The following is a 19148-nucleotide window of genomic DNA, read 5'->3' as shown; positions in this document are numbered from 1 at the left end:
AACAATCTCGTAGGAGCGCAGCTTGCCCGCGATGGTATCGCTGCGATTTCAAGATAGGCCGCAGCGCCTGGATCGCGGGCAAGCCTCGCCCCTACGGAAGCAGCATTACTGCATGTTGATGATCACTTCTTCCTGCCACTTCTGCGGCAGGGCCTTGGAGGTCTTCTCCCAGGCTTCGGCGTCCTTGATCGGCGTCACGTGCTTGTACTGCTCGTTGGGCAGCAGGTTGGCCTTGACGTCCGCCGGCAGGTTGACGTGCTCGGCACGGATTGGGCGGGCATTGCCACGGGCCAGGTTGACCTGCCCGGCGTCGCTGAAGATGTACTCGCGGGTCAGCTTGGCCGCATTCGGGTGCTTGGCGTACTTGTTGATGATGGTGGTGTAGCCGGAGATCACCGAGCCGTCGGACGGGATCAGCACTTCGTAGTCGTCCTTGTTGACCATCTTGTTGCGGTAGCTCAGGCCGTTGAAGTCCCAGACCACGCCGACTTCCACTTCACCCTTCTCCATGGTGGCGATGGTCGGGTTGGCCAGGGACAGGCGCCCCTGCTTGGCGATCTCGGCGAACATCAGCAGCGCCGGTTGGATGTTCTTCTCGTCGCCGCCCTTGGCGATGGCGGCGGCCAGGACGCCGTTGGCAGCCTGGGCGGCGGTGCTCACGTCACCGATGGACACCTTGTACTTGCCCTTTTCCAGGTCGGCCCAGCTCTTGGGTGCTTCGGAACCGTGCAGCAGCTTCTTGTTGATGATGAAGGCGATGGTGCCGGTGTAGGCCAGGGCCCAGTTGCCGTCCTTGTCCTTGGCCCAGTCCGGGACCTGCGCCCAGGTGCTTGGCTTGTAGGGCTGGACCACGCCTTGCTTGACGGCGATCGGGCCGAACGCGGCGCCAACGTCGCCGATATCGGCGCTGGCATTGTCTTTCTCGGCGGCGAACTTGGCGATTTCCTGGGCCGAGCTCATGTCGGTGTCGATGTGCTTGAGGCCGTAGGTCTTGGCCAGGTCTTCCCAGGTGCCTTTCCAGTTGGCCCAGTCATCGGGCATGCCGACGCTGTTGATGGCGCCTTCCGCCTTCGCAGCGGCTTCCAGGGTTTTCAAGTCGTTGTCAGCGGCCATGGCGGCGGTGCACATGGCGATGGTCGAACCTAACAGTGATGCCAGGAAAAGCTGTTTCATCCGAAGCTCCTTTGGGCGTGTTCCACGCTGCGTTGTGATCGACAGTCTTGCGGTGGGTTGGTCTAGGTCAGCAATACCTGAGCCAATCTAAGCCTGTTGGATGACACTTTTATGTCGATGCCTGCTGCGAACGCCTGGAACCAGGCGCAGGCTCGACACTGCGAACTAAGCGTAGACCACGGCAAAACTCCCGTTTTCAAAGGCCCTGGCGGGAAAGTTGCAGCTCTGGCCAGGGCCGTTCGCAAGCTTTGTCACATATCAGTCATCTGCGTTGCCTAGGCTTTGCAGTCAGGAGCAGGGGGCCGTACAGGTCGCTGCCAGGCACTGGGACGGTGCTGGTCTAGTCCAGATAGGTAACGTTGATGCGTATAGAGGCAACCAAGGCGGTGACAGCCATCGGCCAGGTACTGCAAGAACAGATCGCCCATGGCTTGCTGGCACCGGGGAGCAAGCTGCCGGCCGAGCGCAAGCTCAGCGAGCTGTTCGCCACTACCCGGATCACCGTGCGTGAGGCTCTGCTGCAACTGGAGGCCCAGGGACAGATCTACCGCGAGGAGCGTCGTGGCTGGTTCGTTTCGCCGCCGCGCCTGGCCTATAACCTGATGCAGCGCAGCCATTTCCACGCCATGGTCAGCGCCCAGGGCCGGGTACCGTCCACCGAGGTGATTTGTGCACGTTTGCAACCGGCGTCGGCGGCGGTCTGCGCCTGGTTGCAACTTCCGGCCTTGTCCAGCGTGATCCAGATCTGCCGCGTGCGACGGATCGACGAGCGTCTGGTGCTGTATGTCGAGCATTACCTGAATCCGCAGTACTTCCCGAAGATCCTCGACCTGGATCTGAACCAGTCGATCACCGAGCTGTATGCCCGGCACTACGACCTGCACTACGGGCGGGTGCGCTTCGAGATCGTGCCCACTTCCCTGCCGCCGGAAGCGGCCGCGGCGCTCAAGGTCTCGGTGGGCAGCCCGGGACTGCGCATCGCCCGGGTCAACTACGACCAGCATCAGCGGCTGATCGATTGCGACCTGGAGTTCTGGCGCCACGATGCGATCCACGTTGGTGTGGATGTGGCCTGAGCCCGCTGCCTTCGCGCCAGCGGGCAGGGTTGGACAGCGCCTAGGGCTTGGCTCCGGCGAATAGATAGTCGGTGGTCAAGGACGCCAGGGTCCGCACGCCCACCACCAGCGCCGACTCGTCGACGAAGAATCCCGGGTTGTGGTTCGGCGCGGCCTTGGCCATGTCCTGGTCCCGGGGCGTCACGCCGAGAAACACGAACAGTCCCGGCGCCTGCTTGGCATAGAAGGAAAAGTCCTCCGCGCCGCCCACCAGCGGCCCTTGCACCACATCGTCCTTGGCCGCCCAGCGCAGGCTTGGCAGCATCTTCTCGGTCAGGGCCGGGTCGTTGATGGTCGGGTCGTACTTCTCGATGATGCTCACTTCGGCCTTGGCGCCGCCGCTCTCGGCGATCCGTTCCACGGTCTGGCGTACATCACTGTGCAGTTTCTGGCGAATGCCATAGTCGTAGGAGCGGATGGTGCCGGTCATGTCCACCGATTCGGGAATGATGTTGTAGCGTGTGCCGCCGTTGATGGTGCCGATGCTGACCACCGACGGGTACGACGAAATATCGGTACGGCGGCTGACCACGGTCTGCAGCCCGACGATGGCCTGGGCCCCGACGGTGATCGGGTCGATGCCGTCCCAGGGGCGGCCGGCGTGGGTCTGCTTGCCGAGGATGCGGATGCGCAGGTCGTCGGAGCTGGCCAGGGTCGGGCCCGGGCGATAGGCGATGCGCCCGGCGGGAATCCCGGCCCAGACATGCAGGCCGAACACCGCGTCCGGCTTGGGCGATTGCATCACGCCTTCCTGCACCATCATCTTCGCGCCCCAGACGTTCTTGCCGTCTGGAATGAAATCGCTCGGGCCTTCTTCGGCGGGCTGGAAATAGAACACCACGGTGCCTGGCAGGCGCTCGCGCATGTCGCTGAGGACTTTCGCCGTGCTCAGCAAGATTGCCGTGTGGGCGTCGTGGCCGCAGGCGTGCATGACGTCCACTTCCTTGTCCAGGTAGCGCCCCTTGGCCTTGGAGGCGAACGGCAGGTCCGCGACCTCCTTGACCGGCAGTGCGTCCATGTCGGCGCGCAAGGCCACGGTGGGGCCGGGCAGGCCACCCTTGAGCACCGCCACCACGCCGGTGCGGGCGACGCCCGTCCGGACTTCCAGGCCCAGGGCGCGCAACTGCGTGGCTACCAGCTCGGCAGTGCGGTGTTCGGTGTTGCCCAGTTCAGGGTGGGCATGGATATCGCGACGGGTTGCCAGCAGTGTCGGTTCCAGGGCCTTGGCCTGTTCGGCGATGTGCTTGCGGGCCTGCGCCATGGCGCTGTCGTCGGCGGCATGGACGTAGTGGCCGGACAAGGCCAGGACACTGGCCAGGCAAGCGCTGGCGATAGTGGATAGCTGCATGGGGACTCTCTCCTTGATTGTTGTTGTAGTACGGGGCTGCCAGGTCCCGTGGCGTGCTGTGCCGCCCTGTCTGGACCGCCTTGCCATGGAGCGCGCAGCCGTGCCCCGGCGTGCGGCTCGCCTTACGCCTCGGCCTGGGAGCCGCCCCCGGCGGTGACCACCTGGATGCTCATGCGCGGGGTCGCCAGGTCCAGCCCGGCCTCGTCGAGGTGGCGCTTGAGCGACAGATTGAAGGCCCGGGACACTTCCCATTGCTTGATCGGCGCGGTCTTGAAGCGGGCGCGGAGGATGGCGCTGCCGGATTCGAAGCTCTCCACCCCCTGAATCTCCAGGGGCGACCAGATATTGCGCCGCTGCAGCGGATCGCTGCGCATCTTCTGGCCGACATCGCGCATCAGCTTGATCGCATCGTCGATCTCCATGTTGTAGGGGATCGCCACGCGGAAGATGGCGTAGCCGAACTCCCGGGAGTAGTTCTTGATGCTCTTGATCTCGCTGAACGGGATGGTGTGGACGATGCCGTCGATGTCCCGCAGGCGCACGGTGCGGATGGTCAGGCCCTCGACGGTGCCCAGGTGGCCGCCGACATCCACGTAGTCGTCGATGGCCAGGGAGTCCTCGATGATGATGAACAGGCCGGTGATCAGGTCCGCCACCAGCGACTGGGCGCCGAAACCGATGGCCAGGCCGATCACACCGGCACCGGCCAGCAGCGGCGTGACATTCATGCCCATGTTGGCCAGGGCGACGATGGTGGCGATGATGAAGATCGCCACGAACAGCACGTTGCGGATCAACGGCATCATGGTCTGGGCGCGGGCATTGGCCAGGCCCTTGCGCGAGCGCGTCAGCGCGTGGTGCACGGCGGTGTCGCTGAGGATCCAGATCAGCCAGGCGAAGATCAGGGTGCCGCCGAGGCCGAACAGCTTGACGCTGACTTCGTGGCCGTCGCCTTCGGTGAAGCGGATCAGCGACATGCCCCAGACCCGCAAGCCCAGTTCGATGAAGGCCAGCCACACGGCGAGGTGGGCCAGGGTGTAGAAGAACCCCTTGAGCCGCTCGGAATACAGCGCATGGCGCTTGTGCCCGCGGTGGGGGCGCTGGGCATGGCGGCGCACCAGGCCATTGATCACCATGCACAGCACCAGCAGCACGGTGCATAGCAGCGACTGGCGCAGTGCGGTGCTGGTGTCGCCGGCGGAGACGAAGGTGGCGAACAGCGAGATGCCCACCAGCACCAGGGCTGGCAGGTACCAGAAGGTGCCGATGATCTCGATGGTGTCGCTCAAGGCCCGGCGGGTCAGGCGGCGCGCCAGGGGCTGGTTGCGGATCAGGTGGGCGATCGGCCGCCGGAAGCGCAGGATGAACACCCCGGTGGACAGGGCGGCCATGACATTGGCGAAGGTCGCGGCGGTATGGGCCAGGTGCTGGCCGAGGCTGGCCACCATGCGCGGATCGCTCAGGGCCTCGCCGAAGGCGGCGAAGCTGCCGATCCACCACAGCGGCCGAAACGCCTGGCGCCGCAGGATATACAGGGCGCGATGGCGGTGGGGGCCGTCGAGCACCGAGAACGCCACCACGCAGATCGCCGAGAAACAGGTGCCGACCACCAGGGCATAGGCCAGGACCATGGCCAGGTCCTTGCCCAGGGACGAGGGCAGGGAATAGGTCATGTACACGGTAATCAGCAGGGCGATCATCCAGGGGCCGAGCTTGCGCAAGGCGAAGCGCAAGAGGTCCCAGGTCTTGGGGTGCTGGGGCAGGTCCTCGGTAAGGCCGAAGCGCAGGCGCACGCGATGGCTGAGCCAGATCAGCGCCGCTGCCAGCAGGCTCCAGACCATGAGGATCAGGGCAAAGGCGAAGATGATCGGCAGCCACTGGCTGGCCGGCAGTACCAGGGCCACCAGTTCCTGCTGGGCTAGCTCGAACTCGTCGGTCCAGCGGGTCGCGGGGCTGTCAGCGCCGGAAAACTGCTTCTCCAGGGTCGACAAGGTGCCGCCGATCAGCCCGAGCACGCCTTCCTCGGGGGTGGGCTGGGCTTTTTTCGTGGTGTCGCGCAGGCGCTTGAGGTCCGCCAGCAGCTTGGCCCGCTGCTGGTCGTTCTCCAGGGACTTGATCACTTGGTCCAGGGACTGCCCCAGGGGCTCCTCGGCTTGCGGCTGGGGCTTGGCCTGGTTGCCCAGCAGGCCAGGCAGGCCGACGGCCTGGGCGCTGTTGAGGGGCAGGAGGGTCAGCAGGCAGACGAGCACATAGCAGGGCAGGGCGAACAGACGAGCGAACACTGGGCGGTCAACCTCGGACGTTTACGGTATCGACCGAGTGTACGAGGCCGCCAAATCCAATGCGAGGGCGAGCGGCGCTTTTATTCCGCTAGCTTGGCCAGGATCTTGTAGACCACGGTGCCGAGGATCAGCAGCATGCCGATCCACATGCTGAGCACGCCCAGGTTCTTGTCGCGGAAATTGAAGCCGATGGCCAGGAGGATCATGCCAATGAGGATCGGCACGAGCATGGCATGGAATGAAGACATCGAAATCATGGCAATGGCCTCCTCAGAAGGAATGCTTATAAGTCTAGGTCGTTTTGTCGCGATTCGTAGTGATGTGCATCAGCGACTGGCGATCTGTCGCCGGTACCGGGGCCGTGCTGGCGCAGGCGCGAGTGCCTGTGCCAGCAGCGGTTGGTGGTTTACGGCAGCTCTTGGCTGGCGTAGAAGGCGCTCAGCACCTTGACCAGGTGAGCCAGGTCGTGGCTGCCGCACAGCTCGCGGATCGAGTGCATGGCGAAGGTCGGCAGGCCGATATCGACGGTGCGCACGCCCAGGTGGCTGGCGGTGATCGGGCCGATGGTCGAGCCGCAGCCCATATCGCTGCGCACCACGAAGCTCTGCACCGGCACCTCTTCGGCCATGCACAGGTGACGGAAGAAACCGGCGGTTTCGCTGTTGGTGGCGTAGCGCTGGTTGCTGTTGACCTTGATCACCGGGCCGGCGTTGAGCTTGGGGCCGTGATTGGCGTCGTGTTTGTCGGCGTAGTTGGGGTGGACCCCGTGGGCGTTGTCGGCGGAAACCAGCAGCGACTTCTGGATGGTACGCACGAACTCGTCGCCCTCGGGCAGCAAGCGGCGCAGGGTCTGCTCGAGCATCGGGCCGTCGGCGCCGCAGGCCGAGCAGGAGCCGACTTCTTCATGGTCGTTGCACACCAGCACGCAGGTTTCGTCGCTGTCGGCATTGAGCAGGGCCTGCAGGCCGGCGTAGCAGGACAGCAGGTTGTCCAGGCGCGCGCCGGCGATGAAGTCTTCGTGCAGGCCGATCACCGCTGCGCCCTGGGTATCGTAGAAGCTCAGCTCGTAGTCCAGCACCACGTCGGCGTTCAGGCCGTGCTCACGGGCCAACTGGTCGGTCAGCACGGCACGGAAATCCACGCGCTCGTCGCCGGCGAACTGGGCGAGGATCGGTGGCAGTTCGTTCTGCGCGTTGATGGCCCAACCCTGGTTGGCTTCACGGTTGAGGTGGATGGCCAGGTTGGGAATGATCGCGATCGGCGCCTTGAAGTCGATCAGTTGGCTTTCCACCTTGCCATCGCGGCGGAAGGTCACCCGGCCGGCCAGGGACAGGTCGCGGTCGAACCAGGGGGCAAGCAATGCGCCGCCGTAGACTTCCACGCCCAGTTGCCAGAAGCCCTGGCGTTGCAGCTCTGGTTGGGGTTTGACCCGTAGGCACGGGCTGTCGGTATGGGCGCCGACCATGCGGATGCCGCCGTGCAGAGGGGAGTGCCGACCCAGCTTGATGGCGACGATGGAGGAGTCGTTGCGCGTGACGTAGTAGCGGCCATTGGCTTCGGTGGCCCATGACTCGCGCTCGTCCAGGCGCTGGTAGCCTGCGGCTTCCAGGCGTTGAACCAGGCTGGCAGTGGCATGGAAAGGGGTAGGGGAGGCCTTGAGGAAGTCGATCAGGCCTTGGTTCAGCTCTTCGCGCATAAGTAGCTCCAGACAGCAGTGGCGCGAGTTTAACGTATTGGGCAGGGGCTATGGGCAAGAGCATGTGCTGCTTGCCCATCCTGTGAGTGGGGCCTCAGGCGATAGGCTGGCGCAGGTAGCCGAGAATGGCTTGGTGGTCTTCCCGGCGCTCGGGCATAGGCAGGTGCTCCGGCCAGGTGCCATCCTCGAGGGCCAGCATGGCTTGCTGTTGCTGCTCGTCCCAGCGGCCGATTTCACGGGATGCGCATTCCCACCAGGCATGCCGGCACGCCGAATGATACGGCGCATCGGACAGCGAGCTGCCGTAGAGCACGTCGCGGCCGATCTTTTTCTGTCCCCCTTTGAGCTTGCGCAACCGCCACTTGATCCGCAGTCGCTGCCACAGATGCGGCAGGGGTTTGCTCCGGGGCATTTCCTGGCACAGCGTAATCAGCTCGGGGCGATAGTCCTCGCCGTGCAAGGCAAAGAAGTGCGCCTGCATGGCATGGAAGAAGCGTTTCGCCGCGAAGTAGTGATAAACGTGTTTCCTGGCTTCCTGCACCGGCTTGCCGCGCATGGTGAACGACAGCGCGACCTGTTCGATGGTATGGATCTCGAAAGGCTCGCGGGTCCACTCGTCGATCAGTTCGATGGCCCGTTCCAGCATCGGCAAGTCGCTGTCGGTGAGGCCGCACAGTCCACTGTTATACAGCCGGAAGTCGCTGTCAGGTTCGATGCCGTGGGGTTTCAGGCACTGGCCGAGCTTGTGGTAGACCGGGCGCTTGCTGACGTCTCGCCAGTGATATTCGAAGCAGTCCATCAGGTAACGCTGAGGGCTGATCTGCTTGAACAGCAGATGTGGGCTCTTCAAGAACAGGGTGTCGGTATCGACGAACAGAGTCTTCTCAGCAAGTTGCAAGCCACTGGCGATAGCGCAGGCCTTGCGTCGATGGTGATAGCCGTTCTGGCCTTGCCATTGCTGCAGGGTCTGCTCATCCAGGGCGACAGTATCCACGGGCCAGCCGGCATAGTCTTCTGGCCGGTCGGTCATGATCCTGATGCACAGCGATTCGCTGCTCCTCAAGTGGCTGAGGGCGGTGAGGATGCTGAACTTGACTTCGCGCCGGTAGACCGCATTGCTGCCGTAGACCAGGTAGAGCAGTTGCTGCGGTGTTTTCTCTGGGTTGTGGGGAGACGGTACTGCAGGGAACGTCATCGTTTCGAGTGTCCTTACTTCTGGATAGGCGCTGGAGAATCGGGTGTTGTCAGAACGGGGCAGGGCATTCGAAGCGCAGGCGCTCGCCGGTCTGGGGGTGGGTGAAGGCCAGCATGCTGGCATGCAGGCACAGGCGCGGCCAGGCGGCCAGGGCCTGGGGATGGGCGTAGAGACCGTCGCCCAGCAATGGGTGGCCGATCGACAGCATATGCACTCGCAACTGGTGGGAGCGGCCGGTGATAGGGGTCAACTCGACACGGCACCAGTCGCCGCAGCGCTCCAACACGCGCCAGAAGGTCAAGGCGTGCTTGCCCTGCTCGTGGTCCACCACGTGCCGTGGCTTGGTCGGCGGGTCATAGCGCAGGGGCAAGTCGATACTGCCGCTGTCCAGTTCCGGCTGGCCCCAGCACAGGGCGGTATAGGCTTTTTCGGTTTCACGGTCATGAAACTGCCGGGACAGTTCGCGATGGGTGTCCGGGTCCCGGGCCAGGAGAATGATCCCTGAGGTTTCCCAGTCCAGGCGGTGGACGATGCGGGCTTCGGGATAGCCGTTTTCCTGCAGGCGGGTGATCAGGCAGTCCTTGTTGTCGTCGGCGCGACCGGGCACCGAAAGCAGCAGGGTAGGTTTGTTCACCACCAGAATGGCGGCATCCTGGTACAGGATGTGGATATTGGACAACGGCATCAAAACAGTCTCGTAACAAACGCCAACGGCGGCTCGCCGACCCCATGCATGCATGAGGCCCGCGAGCCGCCGTGGTTTCCGCCCGGTCGATCAGCGATCAGGCAGAGTGATGTTGAGTTCAAGGATCGAGCAGCTACCCTGGTTTTCCAGGGCGACCTGCACATCATCGGACCCGATATTGACGTACTTGCGGATCACTTCCACCAGTTCCTTCTGCAAGGCGGGCAAGTAATCCGGGGTGCTGCGCTGGCCGCGTTCATGCGCCACGATGATCTGTAGACGCTCTTTCGCTACCGACGCGGTACTGACCTTTTTGCTGGCACGAAAGAAGTCGAAAAGATTCATTATCTACCTCCAAACAGGCGCTCGAAGAATCCCTTCTTCTCGACATTCAGGAACCGGTGTTCTTTTTCCTTGCCCAGCAAGCGATCGACAGTATCGCTGTAGGCTTGGCCGGCATCGCTCTGGTCGTCGAGGATGACAGGGATACCCTGGTTGGAGGCCTTCAGTACCGCCTGGGATTCCGGGATCACGCCCAGCAGGCGGACGGCGAGGATTTCCTTGACGTCTTCGACGCCGAGCATTTCGCCTTTCTCGACACGCTCGGGGTGGTAGCGGGTGATCAGCAGGTGTTCCTGGATCGGCTCCTCGCCTTTTTCCGCACGACGCGATTTGCTGGCCAGCAGGCCCAGCATGCGGTCGGAGTCACGGACCGAGGATACTTCCGGGTTGGTCACGACGATCGCTTCGTCAGCGAAGTACATGGCCAGGTGGGCGCCTTTTTCGATGCCGGCCGGGGAGTCGCAGACCACGAAGTCGAAGGACTCCTTGAGCTCCATCAGGACTTTTTCCACGCCTTCCTGGGTCAGGGCATCCTTGTCGCGGGTCTGGCTGGCGGCCAGTACGTAGAGGTTTTCCAGACGCTTGTCTTTGATCAGGGCTTGTTGCAGGTTGGCTTCGCCATTTACCACGTTGACGAAGTCATACACCACGCGACGCTCGCAGCCCATGATCAGGTCGAGGTTACGCAGGCCGACGTCGAAGTCGACGATGACAGTCTTGTGGCCACGCAGAGCGAGGCCGGTACCGATAGCGGCGCTGGTGGTGGTTTTACCCACACCACCCTTGCCGGATGTAACAACGAGAATCTTGGCCAAGGTGTTTCACCCCTAAGGAAAAAGGACTTTGGGTCCCTGAAAAACATCTCTTGAAAACTACTGCAGTCGGACAGCCTTGGCTGGAGCTCGGTCAGTGGCAGGGTTTATCTTCGATAAACGCTGCTTATTGCCAATTTCCCACTTCGTTTGAGCCGTATTCGCTACGTTTTAGAGATGCTTGGAAAATGCGGCAGTATCCGTTAAAGACGGATGATGTTCAACACGTCACCCGACAGGCTGACCTGGACTCCAGAGCCCCACAGGGGGTCGCGCCGCAGGTCCTCGGAGACCTTGTACTGGCCGGCGATGGAGATCAGTTCGGCGCTCAGTTGCTGGCAGAAAATCCGTGCCTTGGTGTCGCCCTTGACACCGGCCAGGGCCCGGCCACGCATCGGGCCGTATACATGGATATTGCCATCGGCGAGAAGTTCCGCACCGGGGCTGACCGAGGACACCACCACCAGGTCGCCACCCTGGGCGTAGATCTGCTGGCCACCACGTACTGGCGAGGTGATGATGCGGGTCGGCTTGACCGTGGGTTCAGGGGGCTTTTCCGGCGCCTTGCGGACTTCGCTTTCCGGCGGCTCCAGTGGCCGTTCCCGGGCTCCGGAAGGCGGCAGTACCGGCAGGTCCACGGCGATCGCCGCAGCGATGTCCTCGATGCGGCTGGCGCGGATGGCCAGGGTCCGCAGGCCGTGATGACGGCAGACGCGCATCAGCCCGGGCAGGTCCACCGAGCCTTCGGCGGCGGGCAGCTTGTCCAGGGCCAGTACCAGTGGGGCGTTGCTGAAGAAGTTCGGGGCCTGGGCGACCTTGGCGGCCAGCTGGCGATCGAGACCTTCCAGGTCGTTGCGGGCCAGCTCCAGCACAGTGATGGCGAGCATGCTGCCCTTTAACTGGAAGACAGGATCTTGGTCTAGCAATTCGGTTTGGCTCATGGTCTGCAGGGGGCGGCTTGTCACTAAAAGTGCCGAGACTTATAACGAGAACGCCCGCGGGCCGCAAGCCAGGTCGAACCGTTGTAGAATGCGCGACCTTGTTGTCTGTCCGGAATCTGTAATGGATCGCCCGCGTTTTCGAGCTGCATTCCTTCATCCTCGCTTTTGGCCGCTGTGGCTGGGTCTCGGGGTGTTATGGCTGGTCGTCCAGCTGCCCTATCCTTTATTACTGCTGATCGGTCGCGCCCTGGGAGCCCTGATGTACCGGGTCGCCGGTGAGCGCCGGCGGATCGCCCAGCGCAACCTGGAGCTGTGCTTCCCGGAAAAGTCCGCCCAGGAGCGCAAGCGCCTGCTCAAGGAGAACTTCGCGTCCACCGGCATCGCCTTCTTCGAGATGGCCATGAGCTGGTGGTGGTCCAAGCCGCGCCTGGCACGCCTGGCCCATGTCGAGGGGCTGGAGCACCTCAGGCAAGCCCAGCGCGAAGGGCAGGGAGTGATCCTCATGGCCCTGCACTTCACCACCCTGGAAATCGGCGCGGCCCTGCTGGGCCAGCAGCACACCATCGATGGCATGTACCGCGAGCACAAGAACCCGCTGTTCGACTTCATCCAGCGTCGTGGCCGTGAACGACACAACCTCGACTCACTGGCGGTGGAGCGTGAGGACGTACGCGGCATGCTCAAGCTGCTGCGCTCCGGTCGCGCCATCTGGTACGCGCCGGATCAAGACTACGGCGCCAAGCAGAGCCTGTTCGTGCCGCTGTTCGGCATCCAGGCCGCCACGGTCACCGCCACCACCAAGTTCGCCCGCCTGGGCAAGGCGCTGGTGGTGCCGTTCACCCAGGAGCGCCTGGCCGATGGCAGCGGTTATCGGCTGGTGATCCATCCGCCGATGACGGACTTTCCCGGCGCCAGCGAGGAAGCGGATTGCCTGCGGATCAACCAGTGGGTCGAGAGCGCGCTGCGTGCTTGCCCCGAGCAGTACCTGTGGGCCCACCGGCGTTTCAAGAGCCGTCCGCCAGGCGAGCCCCGGCTTTACCCGAAACGCGGTTGATTCCCCGACAGTGACTAGCGCCCCCAAGGCGTCATGGATGGAGTGGATTGATGAGTGCGGTGCAACCGGTCACAGGTTTGATTCTTTCCGGCGGTGGGGCCCGAGCGGCCTACCAGGTGGGGGTGCTGTCGGCGATCGCCGAATTGCTGGGGCCCGGGGCCCGCAATCCGTTTCCGGTGATCGTCGGCACTTCCGCCGGCGCGATCAATGCGGTCAGCCTGGCCAGTGGCGCCAGCAATTTTTCCGCGGCGATCGAACGCCTGACAACTTTCTGGGGCAACTTTCGCAGTCACCAGGTGATGCGCAGCGATTGGCCGGGAGTGATTCGCCAGGCCAGCCGCTTCGTTGGCCACAGCCTGCTGGGCCTGGGTTCCCAGGTGCCGGTGGCGTTGATCAACAGCTCGCCGCTACGCGATCTGCTCGACCAGCACATGCAGCTCGCGGGGATCGACGAGGCCATCGCCCTGGGGCAACTGCACGCGGTGGCGGTCACGGCTTTCGGTTATGAATCCGGCCAGGCGGTGACCTTCTATCAGGGCGGCGGAGTGATCGATCCCTGGCTGCGGCACCGGCGGATCGGTCTTCCCACGCGCTTGACGGTGGATCACCTGCTGGCCAGTTCGGCCATTCCACTGCTGTTCGCCCCGGTGAAGCTGCAGCAGGAGTACTTCGGCGATGGTGCGGTGCGCCAGTCGGCGCCCATCAGCCCGGCCCTGCACCTGGGCGCGAGCCGGGTACTGGTGGTCGGGGTCAGCGGCAACCCGCGGGGCAACGACCCGCAGAGTCTCATGCAGCGCACCTACACCGGCCAGGAGCCGACCCTGGCGCAGATCGGCGGCCACATGCTCAACAGCACCTTCATCGACAGCCTGGAAAGCGACATCGAACTGCTCGAGCGGCTCAATCACTTCACCCGACTGGTACCGGGCGGCGCCAGCGAAAGTGGCTTGGGCATCGCTCCGGTGGAGGTGCTGGTGATCGCCCCCAGCCAGCCGATCGACGAGATCGCCGCGCGTCACCGCCACGAATTGCCGGCGGCCTTGCGCCTGTTCCTGCGCGGGCCGGGGGCGACCCGTACCAGTGGTGCCGGGGTGCTGAGCTACCTGCTGTTCGAGGCAGCCTACTGCAGCGAGTTGATTGAGCTGGGTCGCAGCGACGCCCTGGCCAAGGCTGGGGAGCTGGTGCGTTTCCTCGGTTTGCGCAAGACCCTGGCCCCGGCCTGAAACCCCTGGTCTGCGAGCCTCAGTCGGTCAGGCGGTCATCGCGATAATCCCGCAAGGCCTGTTCGATTTCCTCCCGGCTATTCATCACGAAAGGGCCGTACTGCACCACCGGTTCTCCCAGGGGCTTGCCGGCGATCAGCAGCACCCGGGCGCCCGCGCGGCTGTCCAGGCGCAGCTCACCTTCGTCGGCCAGGCGTACCAGGCGGCTGCTGGCGACGCTTTGCGGGTGCCCCGGCAACTCGATCGAACCTTCATAGACGTACAGCAACACTCGGTGTCCCGCCGGCAGTCGTGGACTGACCGAGGCCCCGGCCGGCAGGTGCAGGTCGAAGTAATGCGGTTCGGTATGGGGGCGCTCCACTGCTCCGGCCTGCTGGCTGTGACCATCGTCGAAGCGCCCGGCGATCACCACCGCCTCGACCCCATCAGCCGTGGTCAGCCGCGGGATGTCCTGGGGCTGGATATCGCGATAGGCGGCCGGATCGAGCTTGTGCCGGCCCGGCAGATTCAGCCACAACTGGAAGCCGCGCATCACGCCTTGTTCCTGTTCCGGCATCTCGCTGTGGATGATGCCCTTGGCAGCGGTCATCCACTGTACGCCGCCGCTTTGCAGCAGGCCGACGTTGCCCAGGTGGTCTTCATGGCGCATGCGGCCTTCGAGCATGTAGGTCACGGTCTCGAAGCCACGGTGCGGGTGGGGCGGGAAGCCGGCGATGTAGTCGTCGGGGTTTTGTGAACCGAATTCGTCGAGCATCAGGAACGGATCGAAGCGTTCGACGCCCTGGCCACCGAAGACCCGGGTCAGTTTCACTCCGGCACCGTCGGATGCGGGCTGGCCGCTATGGACGCTGAGTACCTTGCGCAGTTGGGTCATGGAGCAACTCCTGGTCGATAAGTGGAATGAGCGGGATGTTATGCCTGTCTCATCGATCGATGGTTGCGAAATGTACGCTGGTTTTATCGAATTAGTCGATATTTTGCGTGCTGCCTCCAGCCATCGAAGGCAGCACCCGGGATGCCGCTTAGAAGTGGTACTTGACCAGCAGGCTGGCGGTGTCCTGGTTGGTCTCGAAGGCGCGAGAGTCCTGGACGCCGTACTTGTTCTTCCAGTAGTCGTACTCGAAACCGACGTACAGCTGCTTGGCGCCCCAGTTCAATGCCTTGCCCAGGTCGTACTTGACCTGTGGATTGAAGTGCAGGTTGGCGTGGTAGGTGCCCTTGGAATTACGGTCGTTGTCCACGACCCAGTCCATGTAGCCGTCGATCAGGATGTCCGAGCGGCCCACGGGAATGGTGTAGGACCACACTGGGGTGATCTGCCAGACGTTGTCGCCCGGGCGGCTGCCTTCGGTGTGGCGCTGGTAGAAGTTGAGCTGGAAGTAGTCGAAGCCGGGTACCGCCAGGTCGAAACCGGGACCTACCAGGTAGGACTCGTTGTCGCCTTCGCCGAATTCATAGGTGAAGGCCAGGAGCACATCCTTGATCGGGCCGAATTCCAGCTTCTGATCGAAGATCTTGCCGAACGAAAGACGCGGGGTGAACTCGCCGTAGTAGGTGTTCGGGCCGACGTTGCCGTCTTTCTTGCCGTTATAGAAGATGCGGTCGAGGAAGAAGAAGTTGTCCCCGTACTTCCAGGCGTCGGCGTGCTCGAAGGTCACGGTCTGCTGGATCTGCGGATTGATGGTGAAGTTCTTGCCGTACAGGTAGGTCAGGCTGTTGTTCTGCCATTGCAGCAGGTCCCCGGCCATGGCCTGGCTCCCGGCCAGCAGGCCGGCGGCCAGCATCAGGCGTGTGCTCACAGGTTTCATTCGGTTGCTCCCAAAGTAGGTGTTTCAATGTTTTTTTTGATCTGGCGCTCTGGTGTGGCGCCTTTTTCTTTGCGTCGAACACTGTCCGATCGCTCAGCTCGGCCGCTTTTAACGGCTGCTGTGGCAAGGCCGAAAAAAGCGAAAGAACCACCGCCCGGCTGTAGCGATACAGTCGGCAGAGGGTTCTTGTGCTTTGATTCTTGCGCCTTGATGCCTGCCTGGGCCGGGATAAGTTGGCTTTCAGGTCAGGTTTTTCGTCCGGGCTTTTTTTTACCTCGGAGTTGCGCGGCCGCGGAGAATACTGGCTCCCACGGCGGCGCTCAAGTACGGCACAGCGCTGTACTTGCAGCCACGCTGGGGCAGGCCGGGCGCCAGGTCTGGCCACCGGCTCGCAAGGATGGGAAATGGCAGGGCCATGACCGTTGGCGGCCTGGCTGCGTGGCGCCCGGGGAATGGGGGCCACTGGGTAACTGCGGGCAGTCTGCAAGGTGGTGCTCCCTGTTGTTCTTATTATCAAGGCGCAGCGGTGCAGGCAGCGCTGGGCCCAGGGTGGGCCGTGGCTGCGGTATCGGTTCAGGGCATGCTCGGGCGCCAACCTGGCGCCCGGGTCGTTCAATGCTGGTGGACTTGCCGGTGGCTGTCGGTGGCTCGTTCGGCACCGCCAAGGATGTTGAACAGCAGGTTCAGCAACAGGGCGCTCAAGGTGGCCATGGCGATGCCGCTGTGGGTGATGGGGCTCATCCACAGCGGCAGGTGGGCGAAGAACTCCGGGCGCACCACCGGGATCAGGCCCATGCCGATGCTCACCGCCACCAGCAATTGGTTGCGCCGGTCGGCGATGTCGGCCTCCTGGAGGATCTTGATCCCGGTGGCCGCCACCATGCCGAACATGGCGATGGCCGCGCCACCCAGGACCGCCGGGGGAATCGACGCCACCAGGAAGGCCGCCTTGGGCAGCAGGCTGAGGACGATCAGCAAGCCGCCGGCGACCATGGTCACCGAACGGCAGCGAACCCCGGTCATCTGTACCAGGCCGATGTTCTGGGCGAACGAGGAATGGGTGAAGGTGTTGAGGAAGCCGGCGAAGAACGAGGCCCCGGCATCACACAACAGGCCACGGCGCAGCATGCGCGGCGTGACTTCCTGGCCGGTGATCTTGCCCAGGGCCAGGAACATGCCGGTGGACTCGACGAAGATGATCACCACCACCAGGCACATGGAGAGGATGGGGGCCAGGTTGAATTGCGGCATGCCGAAGTGCAGGGGCGTCACCACCTGTAGCCAGGGCGCCTGGGCCAGGCCGCTGAGGTCGACCATGCCGATCAAGCCGCACAGCAGGTAGCCCAGGCCCATGCCGATCAGCACGGAAATGTTCACCCAGAACCCACGCATGAAGCGGTGGATCAGCAGGATGGTGCCCAGCACCAACCCGGCGACGATGAGGTAGATGGGGGAGCCGAATTGTGCCGAGGTCCCGCCGCCGCCGGCCCAGTTCACCGCCACGGGGAACAGCGACAAGCCGATCGAGGTGATCACCGTGCCGGTGACCAGGGGGGGGAAGAAACGCACCACCTTGGACATGAAGGGCGCGATCAGCATGCCGAAGAACCCGGCGGCGATGGTGGCGCCGAAGATGCCCTGCAGGCCGATGCCGGGCATGCCGGCCATGGCCACCATGCTGCCCACGGCGGCGAAACTGGCGCCCATCATCACCGGCATGCGAATGCCCATGGGGCCGATGCCGAAGGACTGGACGATGGTGGCGATGCCGGCCACCAGCAGGTCGGCGTTGATCAAGAAGGCGATTTCTTCACGACTCAGGCCAGCGGCCTGTCCGATGATCAGCGGTACCGCGATCGCGCCGCCATACATCAGCAGGACGTGCTGCAAGCCGACCAGGATCAGTTGCAGGAAAGGCAAGCGCTGAATGGCTGGCGCATCGGGGACGCACTGTTCGGATGAATCGGACATGCAACACCTCGGATCTTTTTTATTCTTGTGATTTAGCCACCGCGCCATTGGCGTGGTGGTATGCAGCAACAGGCAAATCATGATCGGCCGATGGCGAGCCAGCCCGCCCCTACAGAAGCATCGATCCTGTAGACGCAAGCTGCTCGCCGCTGGGCCTGGCGCCAGGCGCTGATCAGTTGGTCTGGGCCCCCTGGGCGATCCAGGCGCCGATCAGTTCACGTTCCTGCTGGGTCATCTGGGTGATGTTGCCCAGGGGCATGATCTGGCTGGCGACGGCCTGGGCCTGGATGCGTGCCGCCTGCAAGCGGATCTGCTCGGGGGTATCGAACATCACCCCGGCTGGCGCGGCGCTGAACAAAGGGCTGGTGGGCTTGGCCGAGTGGCAGACCGCGCAACGCTCCTGGATCACGTTGTGGACCTTCTCGAAGCTCGGCCCGGTATTGGCGGCCTGGGCCGGAGCGCTGGCGGCCGGAGCTGGCGCCGAGACTTGGGTGGCTGGCTTGGCACCCCCGCCCAGGGCGGTTTCCGGCAACGGCTGGTACTCGATCTTGGCGGGGGCCTTGGCCACTTCCGGGGTGCCGGGAGTGCCGGCCGGGCCGGTGACGTAGGCCAGGCAGATCATGCCCAGCGCCGCGACCGGCAGGGTCCAGGCGAACTTGTGGCTGTCATGGCGAGTGTTGAAGTAGTGGCGAACCAGCACCGCCGCCACCGCGATACCGGCCAGGATCAACCAGTTGTACTGGCTGCCGTAGGTGCTCGGGAAGTGGTTGCTGATCATGATGAACAGCACTGGCAGGGTGAAGTAGTTGTTGTGCCGCGAACGCAGCAAGCCCTTGGCCGGCAGGACCGGATCCGGCGTCTGGTTGGCCTCGATGGCCGCTACCAGCTGGCGCTGGGCCGGCATGATGATGCGGAATACGTTACCCACCATGATGGTGCCGATGATCGCCCCGGTATGCAGGTAGGCACCGCGACCGCTGAACACCTGGCTGAAGCCGAAGCAGGCGGCGATGATCAGCACGAACAGCACCAGGCCCAGCAGGGCCGGTTGCTTGCCCAGCGGCGAATCGCACAGGAAGTCGTAGATGAACCAGCCGGCGACCAGCGAACCGACGCCGATGGCGATGCCCTCGCCACCGCTCAGGGTGCTGCCGGGGGCCAGCAGGTACAGGGTCGGGTTCCAGTAGAACACCAGGCACAGCAGGGCGATCCCCGACATCCAGGTGAAATAGGCTTCCCATTTGAACCAGTGCAGGTTCTCCGGCATCGAGGGTGGTGCCAGCTTGTACTTCTCCAGGTGGTAGATACCGCCACCATGGATCGCCCAGAGATCGCCGGACAGGCCGTTCCTGGGGTTGACGCGATTGAGGTTGTTCTCCAGCCAGACGAAGTAGAACGATGCGCCGATCCAGGCCACACCGGTGATCATGTGTATCCAGCGCACGCTCAGGTTGAGCCATTCCAACAGATGTGCTTCCACAGTCTTTACCTCATGCCCGTCAC

17 protein-coding genes are annotated in these 19148 nt (G+C 63.6%); 3 read left to right on the top strand and 14 right to left on the bottom strand.

The features are described from left to right. Nucleotides 1-105: 105 nt before the first annotated feature. Nucleotides 106-1173, bottom strand: a complete 1068-nt coding sequence (locus tag C4K40_RS22630) for an ABC transporter substrate-binding protein (RefSeq protein WP_022640183.1) — start codon at nucleotides 1171-1173, stop codon at nucleotides 106-108. A gap of 362 nt (nucleotides 1174-1535) precedes the next feature. Here C4K40_RS22630 and C4K40_RS22625 point away from each other — a divergent pair, with 362 nt between their 5' ends. Beyond that, nucleotides 1536-2249: a UTRA domain-containing protein gene (locus C4K40_RS22625; RefSeq protein ID WP_022640182.1), complete on the top strand. Its 714-nt coding sequence runs from the start codon at nucleotides 1536-1538 to the stop codon at nucleotides 2247-2249. Nucleotides 2250-2289: 40 nt separating this feature from the next. Here C4K40_RS22625 and C4K40_RS22620 read toward each other — a convergent pair whose 3' ends face one another. The 9 genes from C4K40_RS22620 to minC form a co-directional block, all read right to left on the bottom strand. After that, nucleotides 2290-3636: an amidohydrolase gene (locus C4K40_RS22620; RefSeq protein ID WP_022640181.1), complete on the bottom strand. Its 1347-nt coding sequence runs from the start codon at nucleotides 3634-3636 to the stop codon at nucleotides 2290-2292. A 122-nt stretch (nucleotides 3637-3758) separates the two neighbouring features. Then, nucleotides 3759-5918: a mechanosensitive ion channel family protein gene (locus C4K40_RS22615; protein WP_053133281.1), complete on the bottom strand. Its 2160-nt coding sequence runs from the start codon at nucleotides 5916-5918 to the stop codon at nucleotides 3759-3761. Nucleotides 5919-5998: 80 nt separating this feature from the next. Next, nucleotides 5999-6175, bottom strand: a complete 177-nt coding sequence (locus C4K40_RS31650) for a hypothetical protein (RefSeq protein ID WP_022640180.1) — start codon at nucleotides 6173-6175, stop codon at nucleotides 5999-6001. Nucleotides 6176-6324: 149 nt separating this feature from the next. Beyond that, nucleotides 6325-7614: a M18 family aminopeptidase gene (locus tag C4K40_RS22610; protein WP_022640179.1), complete on the bottom strand. Its 1290-nt coding sequence runs from the start codon at nucleotides 7612-7614 to the stop codon at nucleotides 6325-6327. A 94-nt stretch (nucleotides 7615-7708) separates the two neighbouring features. Further along, entirely contained in the window at nucleotides 7709-8809 is a 1101-nt protein-coding gene (locus C4K40_RS22605) for a hypothetical protein (RefSeq protein WP_053133278.1), read from the bottom strand. Between the two features lie 49 nt (nucleotides 8810-8858). Further along, nucleotides 8859-9494 carry an RluA family pseudouridine synthase gene (locus C4K40_RS22600; RefSeq protein ID WP_053133275.1) on the bottom strand — a complete coding sequence of 212 codons (636 nt, stop codon included), beginning with the start codon at nucleotides 9492-9494 and terminating at the stop codon, nucleotides 8859-8861. Nucleotides 9495-9584: 90 nt separating this feature from the next. Continuing rightward, nucleotides 9585-9839, bottom strand: coding sequence for a cell division topological specificity factor MinE (gene minE, locus C4K40_RS22595; protein ID WP_010224188.1), 255 nt, complete (start codon nucleotides 9837-9839; stop codon nucleotides 9585-9587). After that, nucleotides 9839-10651: a septum site-determining protein MinD gene (minD, locus tag C4K40_RS22590; protein ID WP_031320287.1), complete on the bottom strand. Its 813-nt coding sequence runs from the start codon at nucleotides 10649-10651 to the stop codon at nucleotides 9839-9841. The genes minE and minD overlap by 1 nt, the downstream gene beginning before the upstream one ends. Nucleotides 10652-10851: 200 nt before the next feature. Beyond that, nucleotides 10852-11589, bottom strand: a complete 738-nt coding sequence (minC, locus tag C4K40_RS22585) for a septum site-determining protein MinC (protein WP_053133272.1) — start codon at nucleotides 11587-11589, stop codon at nucleotides 10852-10854. Nucleotides 11590-11710: 121 nt separating this feature from the next. Between minC and C4K40_RS22580 the strand changes: the two genes are divergently transcribed. Together C4K40_RS22580 and C4K40_RS22575 are read left to right on the top strand one after the other, a co-directional pair. Further along, nucleotides 11711-12643, top strand: a complete 933-nt coding sequence (locus tag C4K40_RS22580) for a lipid A biosynthesis lauroyl acyltransferase (protein ID WP_022640175.1) — start codon at nucleotides 11711-11713, stop codon at nucleotides 12641-12643. Nucleotides 12644-12693: 50 nt separating this feature from the next. After that, nucleotides 12694-13866, top strand: coding sequence for a patatin-like phospholipase family protein (locus tag C4K40_RS22575; RefSeq protein ID WP_022640174.1), 1173 nt, complete (start codon nucleotides 12694-12696; stop codon nucleotides 13864-13866). Nucleotides 13867-13885: 19 nt separating this feature from the next. On the opposite strand, the gene C4K40_RS22570 is transcribed toward C4K40_RS22575, so the two are convergent. From C4K40_RS22570 to C4K40_RS22555, 4 genes are all read right to left on the bottom strand, one after another. Then, the gene (locus C4K40_RS22570) at nucleotides 13886-14740 is read right to left on the bottom strand and encodes a pirin family protein (protein ID WP_053133268.1); all 855 of its coding nucleotides are present in this window, start codon (nucleotides 14738-14740) and stop codon (nucleotides 13886-13888) included. 148 nt (nucleotides 14741-14888) lie between these two features. Beyond that, nucleotides 14889-15674: an outer membrane protein OmpK gene (locus C4K40_RS22565; RefSeq protein ID WP_031320285.1), complete on the bottom strand. Its 786-nt coding sequence runs from the start codon at nucleotides 15672-15674 to the stop codon at nucleotides 14889-14891. A 612-nt stretch (nucleotides 15675-16286) separates the two neighbouring features. Then, on the bottom strand, nucleotides 16287-17645 hold the full coding sequence (locus tag C4K40_RS22560; RefSeq protein ID WP_022640171.1) for a nucleobase:cation symporter-2 family protein: 1359 nt from the start codon (nucleotides 17643-17645) through the stop codon (nucleotides 16287-16289). Nucleotides 17646-17817: 172 nt separating this feature from the next. Further along, on the bottom strand, nucleotides 17818-19125 hold the full coding sequence (locus C4K40_RS22555) for a urate hydroxylase PuuD (RefSeq protein WP_053133266.1): 1308 nt from the start codon (nucleotides 19123-19125) through the stop codon (nucleotides 17818-17820). Nucleotides 19126-19148 lie beyond the last annotated feature (23 nt).

The sequence above is a fragment of the Pseudomonas sp. CMR5c genome, from assembly GCF_003850545.1.
GTDB classification, from domain to species: Bacteria; Pseudomonadota; Gammaproteobacteria; order Pseudomonadales; family Pseudomonadaceae; genus Aquipseudomonas; species Aquipseudomonas piscis.
This window is presented reverse-complemented; position numbering and strand designations above follow the sequence as displayed.

Bases quoted from the DNA above. Each gene is read 5' to 3' on its own strand.
- C4K40_RS22575 (WP_022640174.1), top strand. From the start codon at position 12,694: ATGAGTGCGGTGCAACCGGTCACAGGTTTGATTCTTTCCGGCGGTGGG.
- C4K40_RS22625 (WP_022640182.1), top strand. From the start codon at position 1,536: ATGCGTATAGAGGCAACCAAGGCGGTGACAGCCATCGGCCAGGTACTG.
- C4K40_RS22560 (WP_022640171.1), bottom strand. From the start codon at position 17,645: ATGTCCGATTCATCCGAACAGTGCGTCCCCGATGCGCCAGCCATTCAG.
- C4K40_RS22600 (WP_053133275.1), bottom strand. From the start codon at position 9,494: ATGCCGTTGTCCAATATCCACATCCTGTACCAGGATGCCGCCATTCTG.
- C4K40_RS22565 (WP_031320285.1), bottom strand. From the start codon at position 15,674: ATGAAACCTGTGAGCACACGCCTGATGCTGGCCGCCGGCCTGCTGGCC.
- C4K40_RS22620 (WP_022640181.1), bottom strand. From the start codon at position 3,636: ATGCAGCTATCCACTATCGCCAGCGCTTGCCTGGCCAGTGTCCTGGCC.
- C4K40_RS22630 (WP_022640183.1), bottom strand. From the start codon at position 1,173: ATGAAACAGCTTTTCCTGGCATCACTGTTAGGTTCGACCATCGCCATG.
- minE (WP_010224188.1), bottom strand. From the start codon at position 9,839: ATGAATCTTTTCGACTTCTTTCGTGCCAGCAAAAAGGTCAGTACCGCG.
- C4K40_RS22610 (WP_022640179.1), bottom strand. From the start codon at position 7,614: ATGCGCGAAGAGCTGAACCAAGGCCTGATCGACTTCCTCAAGGCCTCC.
- minC (WP_053133272.1), bottom strand. From the start codon at position 11,589: ATGAGCCAAACCGAATTGCTAGACCAAGATCCTGTCTTCCAGTTAAAG.
- C4K40_RS22605 (WP_053133278.1), bottom strand. From the start codon at position 8,809: ATGACGTTCCCTGCAGTACCGTCTCCCCACAACCCAGAGAAAACACCG.
- C4K40_RS22570 (WP_053133268.1), bottom strand. From the start codon at position 14,740: ATGACCCAACTGCGCAAGGTACTCAGCGTCCATAGCGGCCAGCCCGCA.
- C4K40_RS31650 (WP_022640180.1), bottom strand. From the start codon at position 6,175: ATGATTTCGATGTCTTCATTCCATGCCATGCTCGTGCCGATCCTCATT.
- C4K40_RS22580 (WP_022640175.1), top strand. From the start codon at position 11,711: ATGGATCGCCCGCGTTTTCGAGCTGCATTCCTTCATCCTCGCTTTTGG.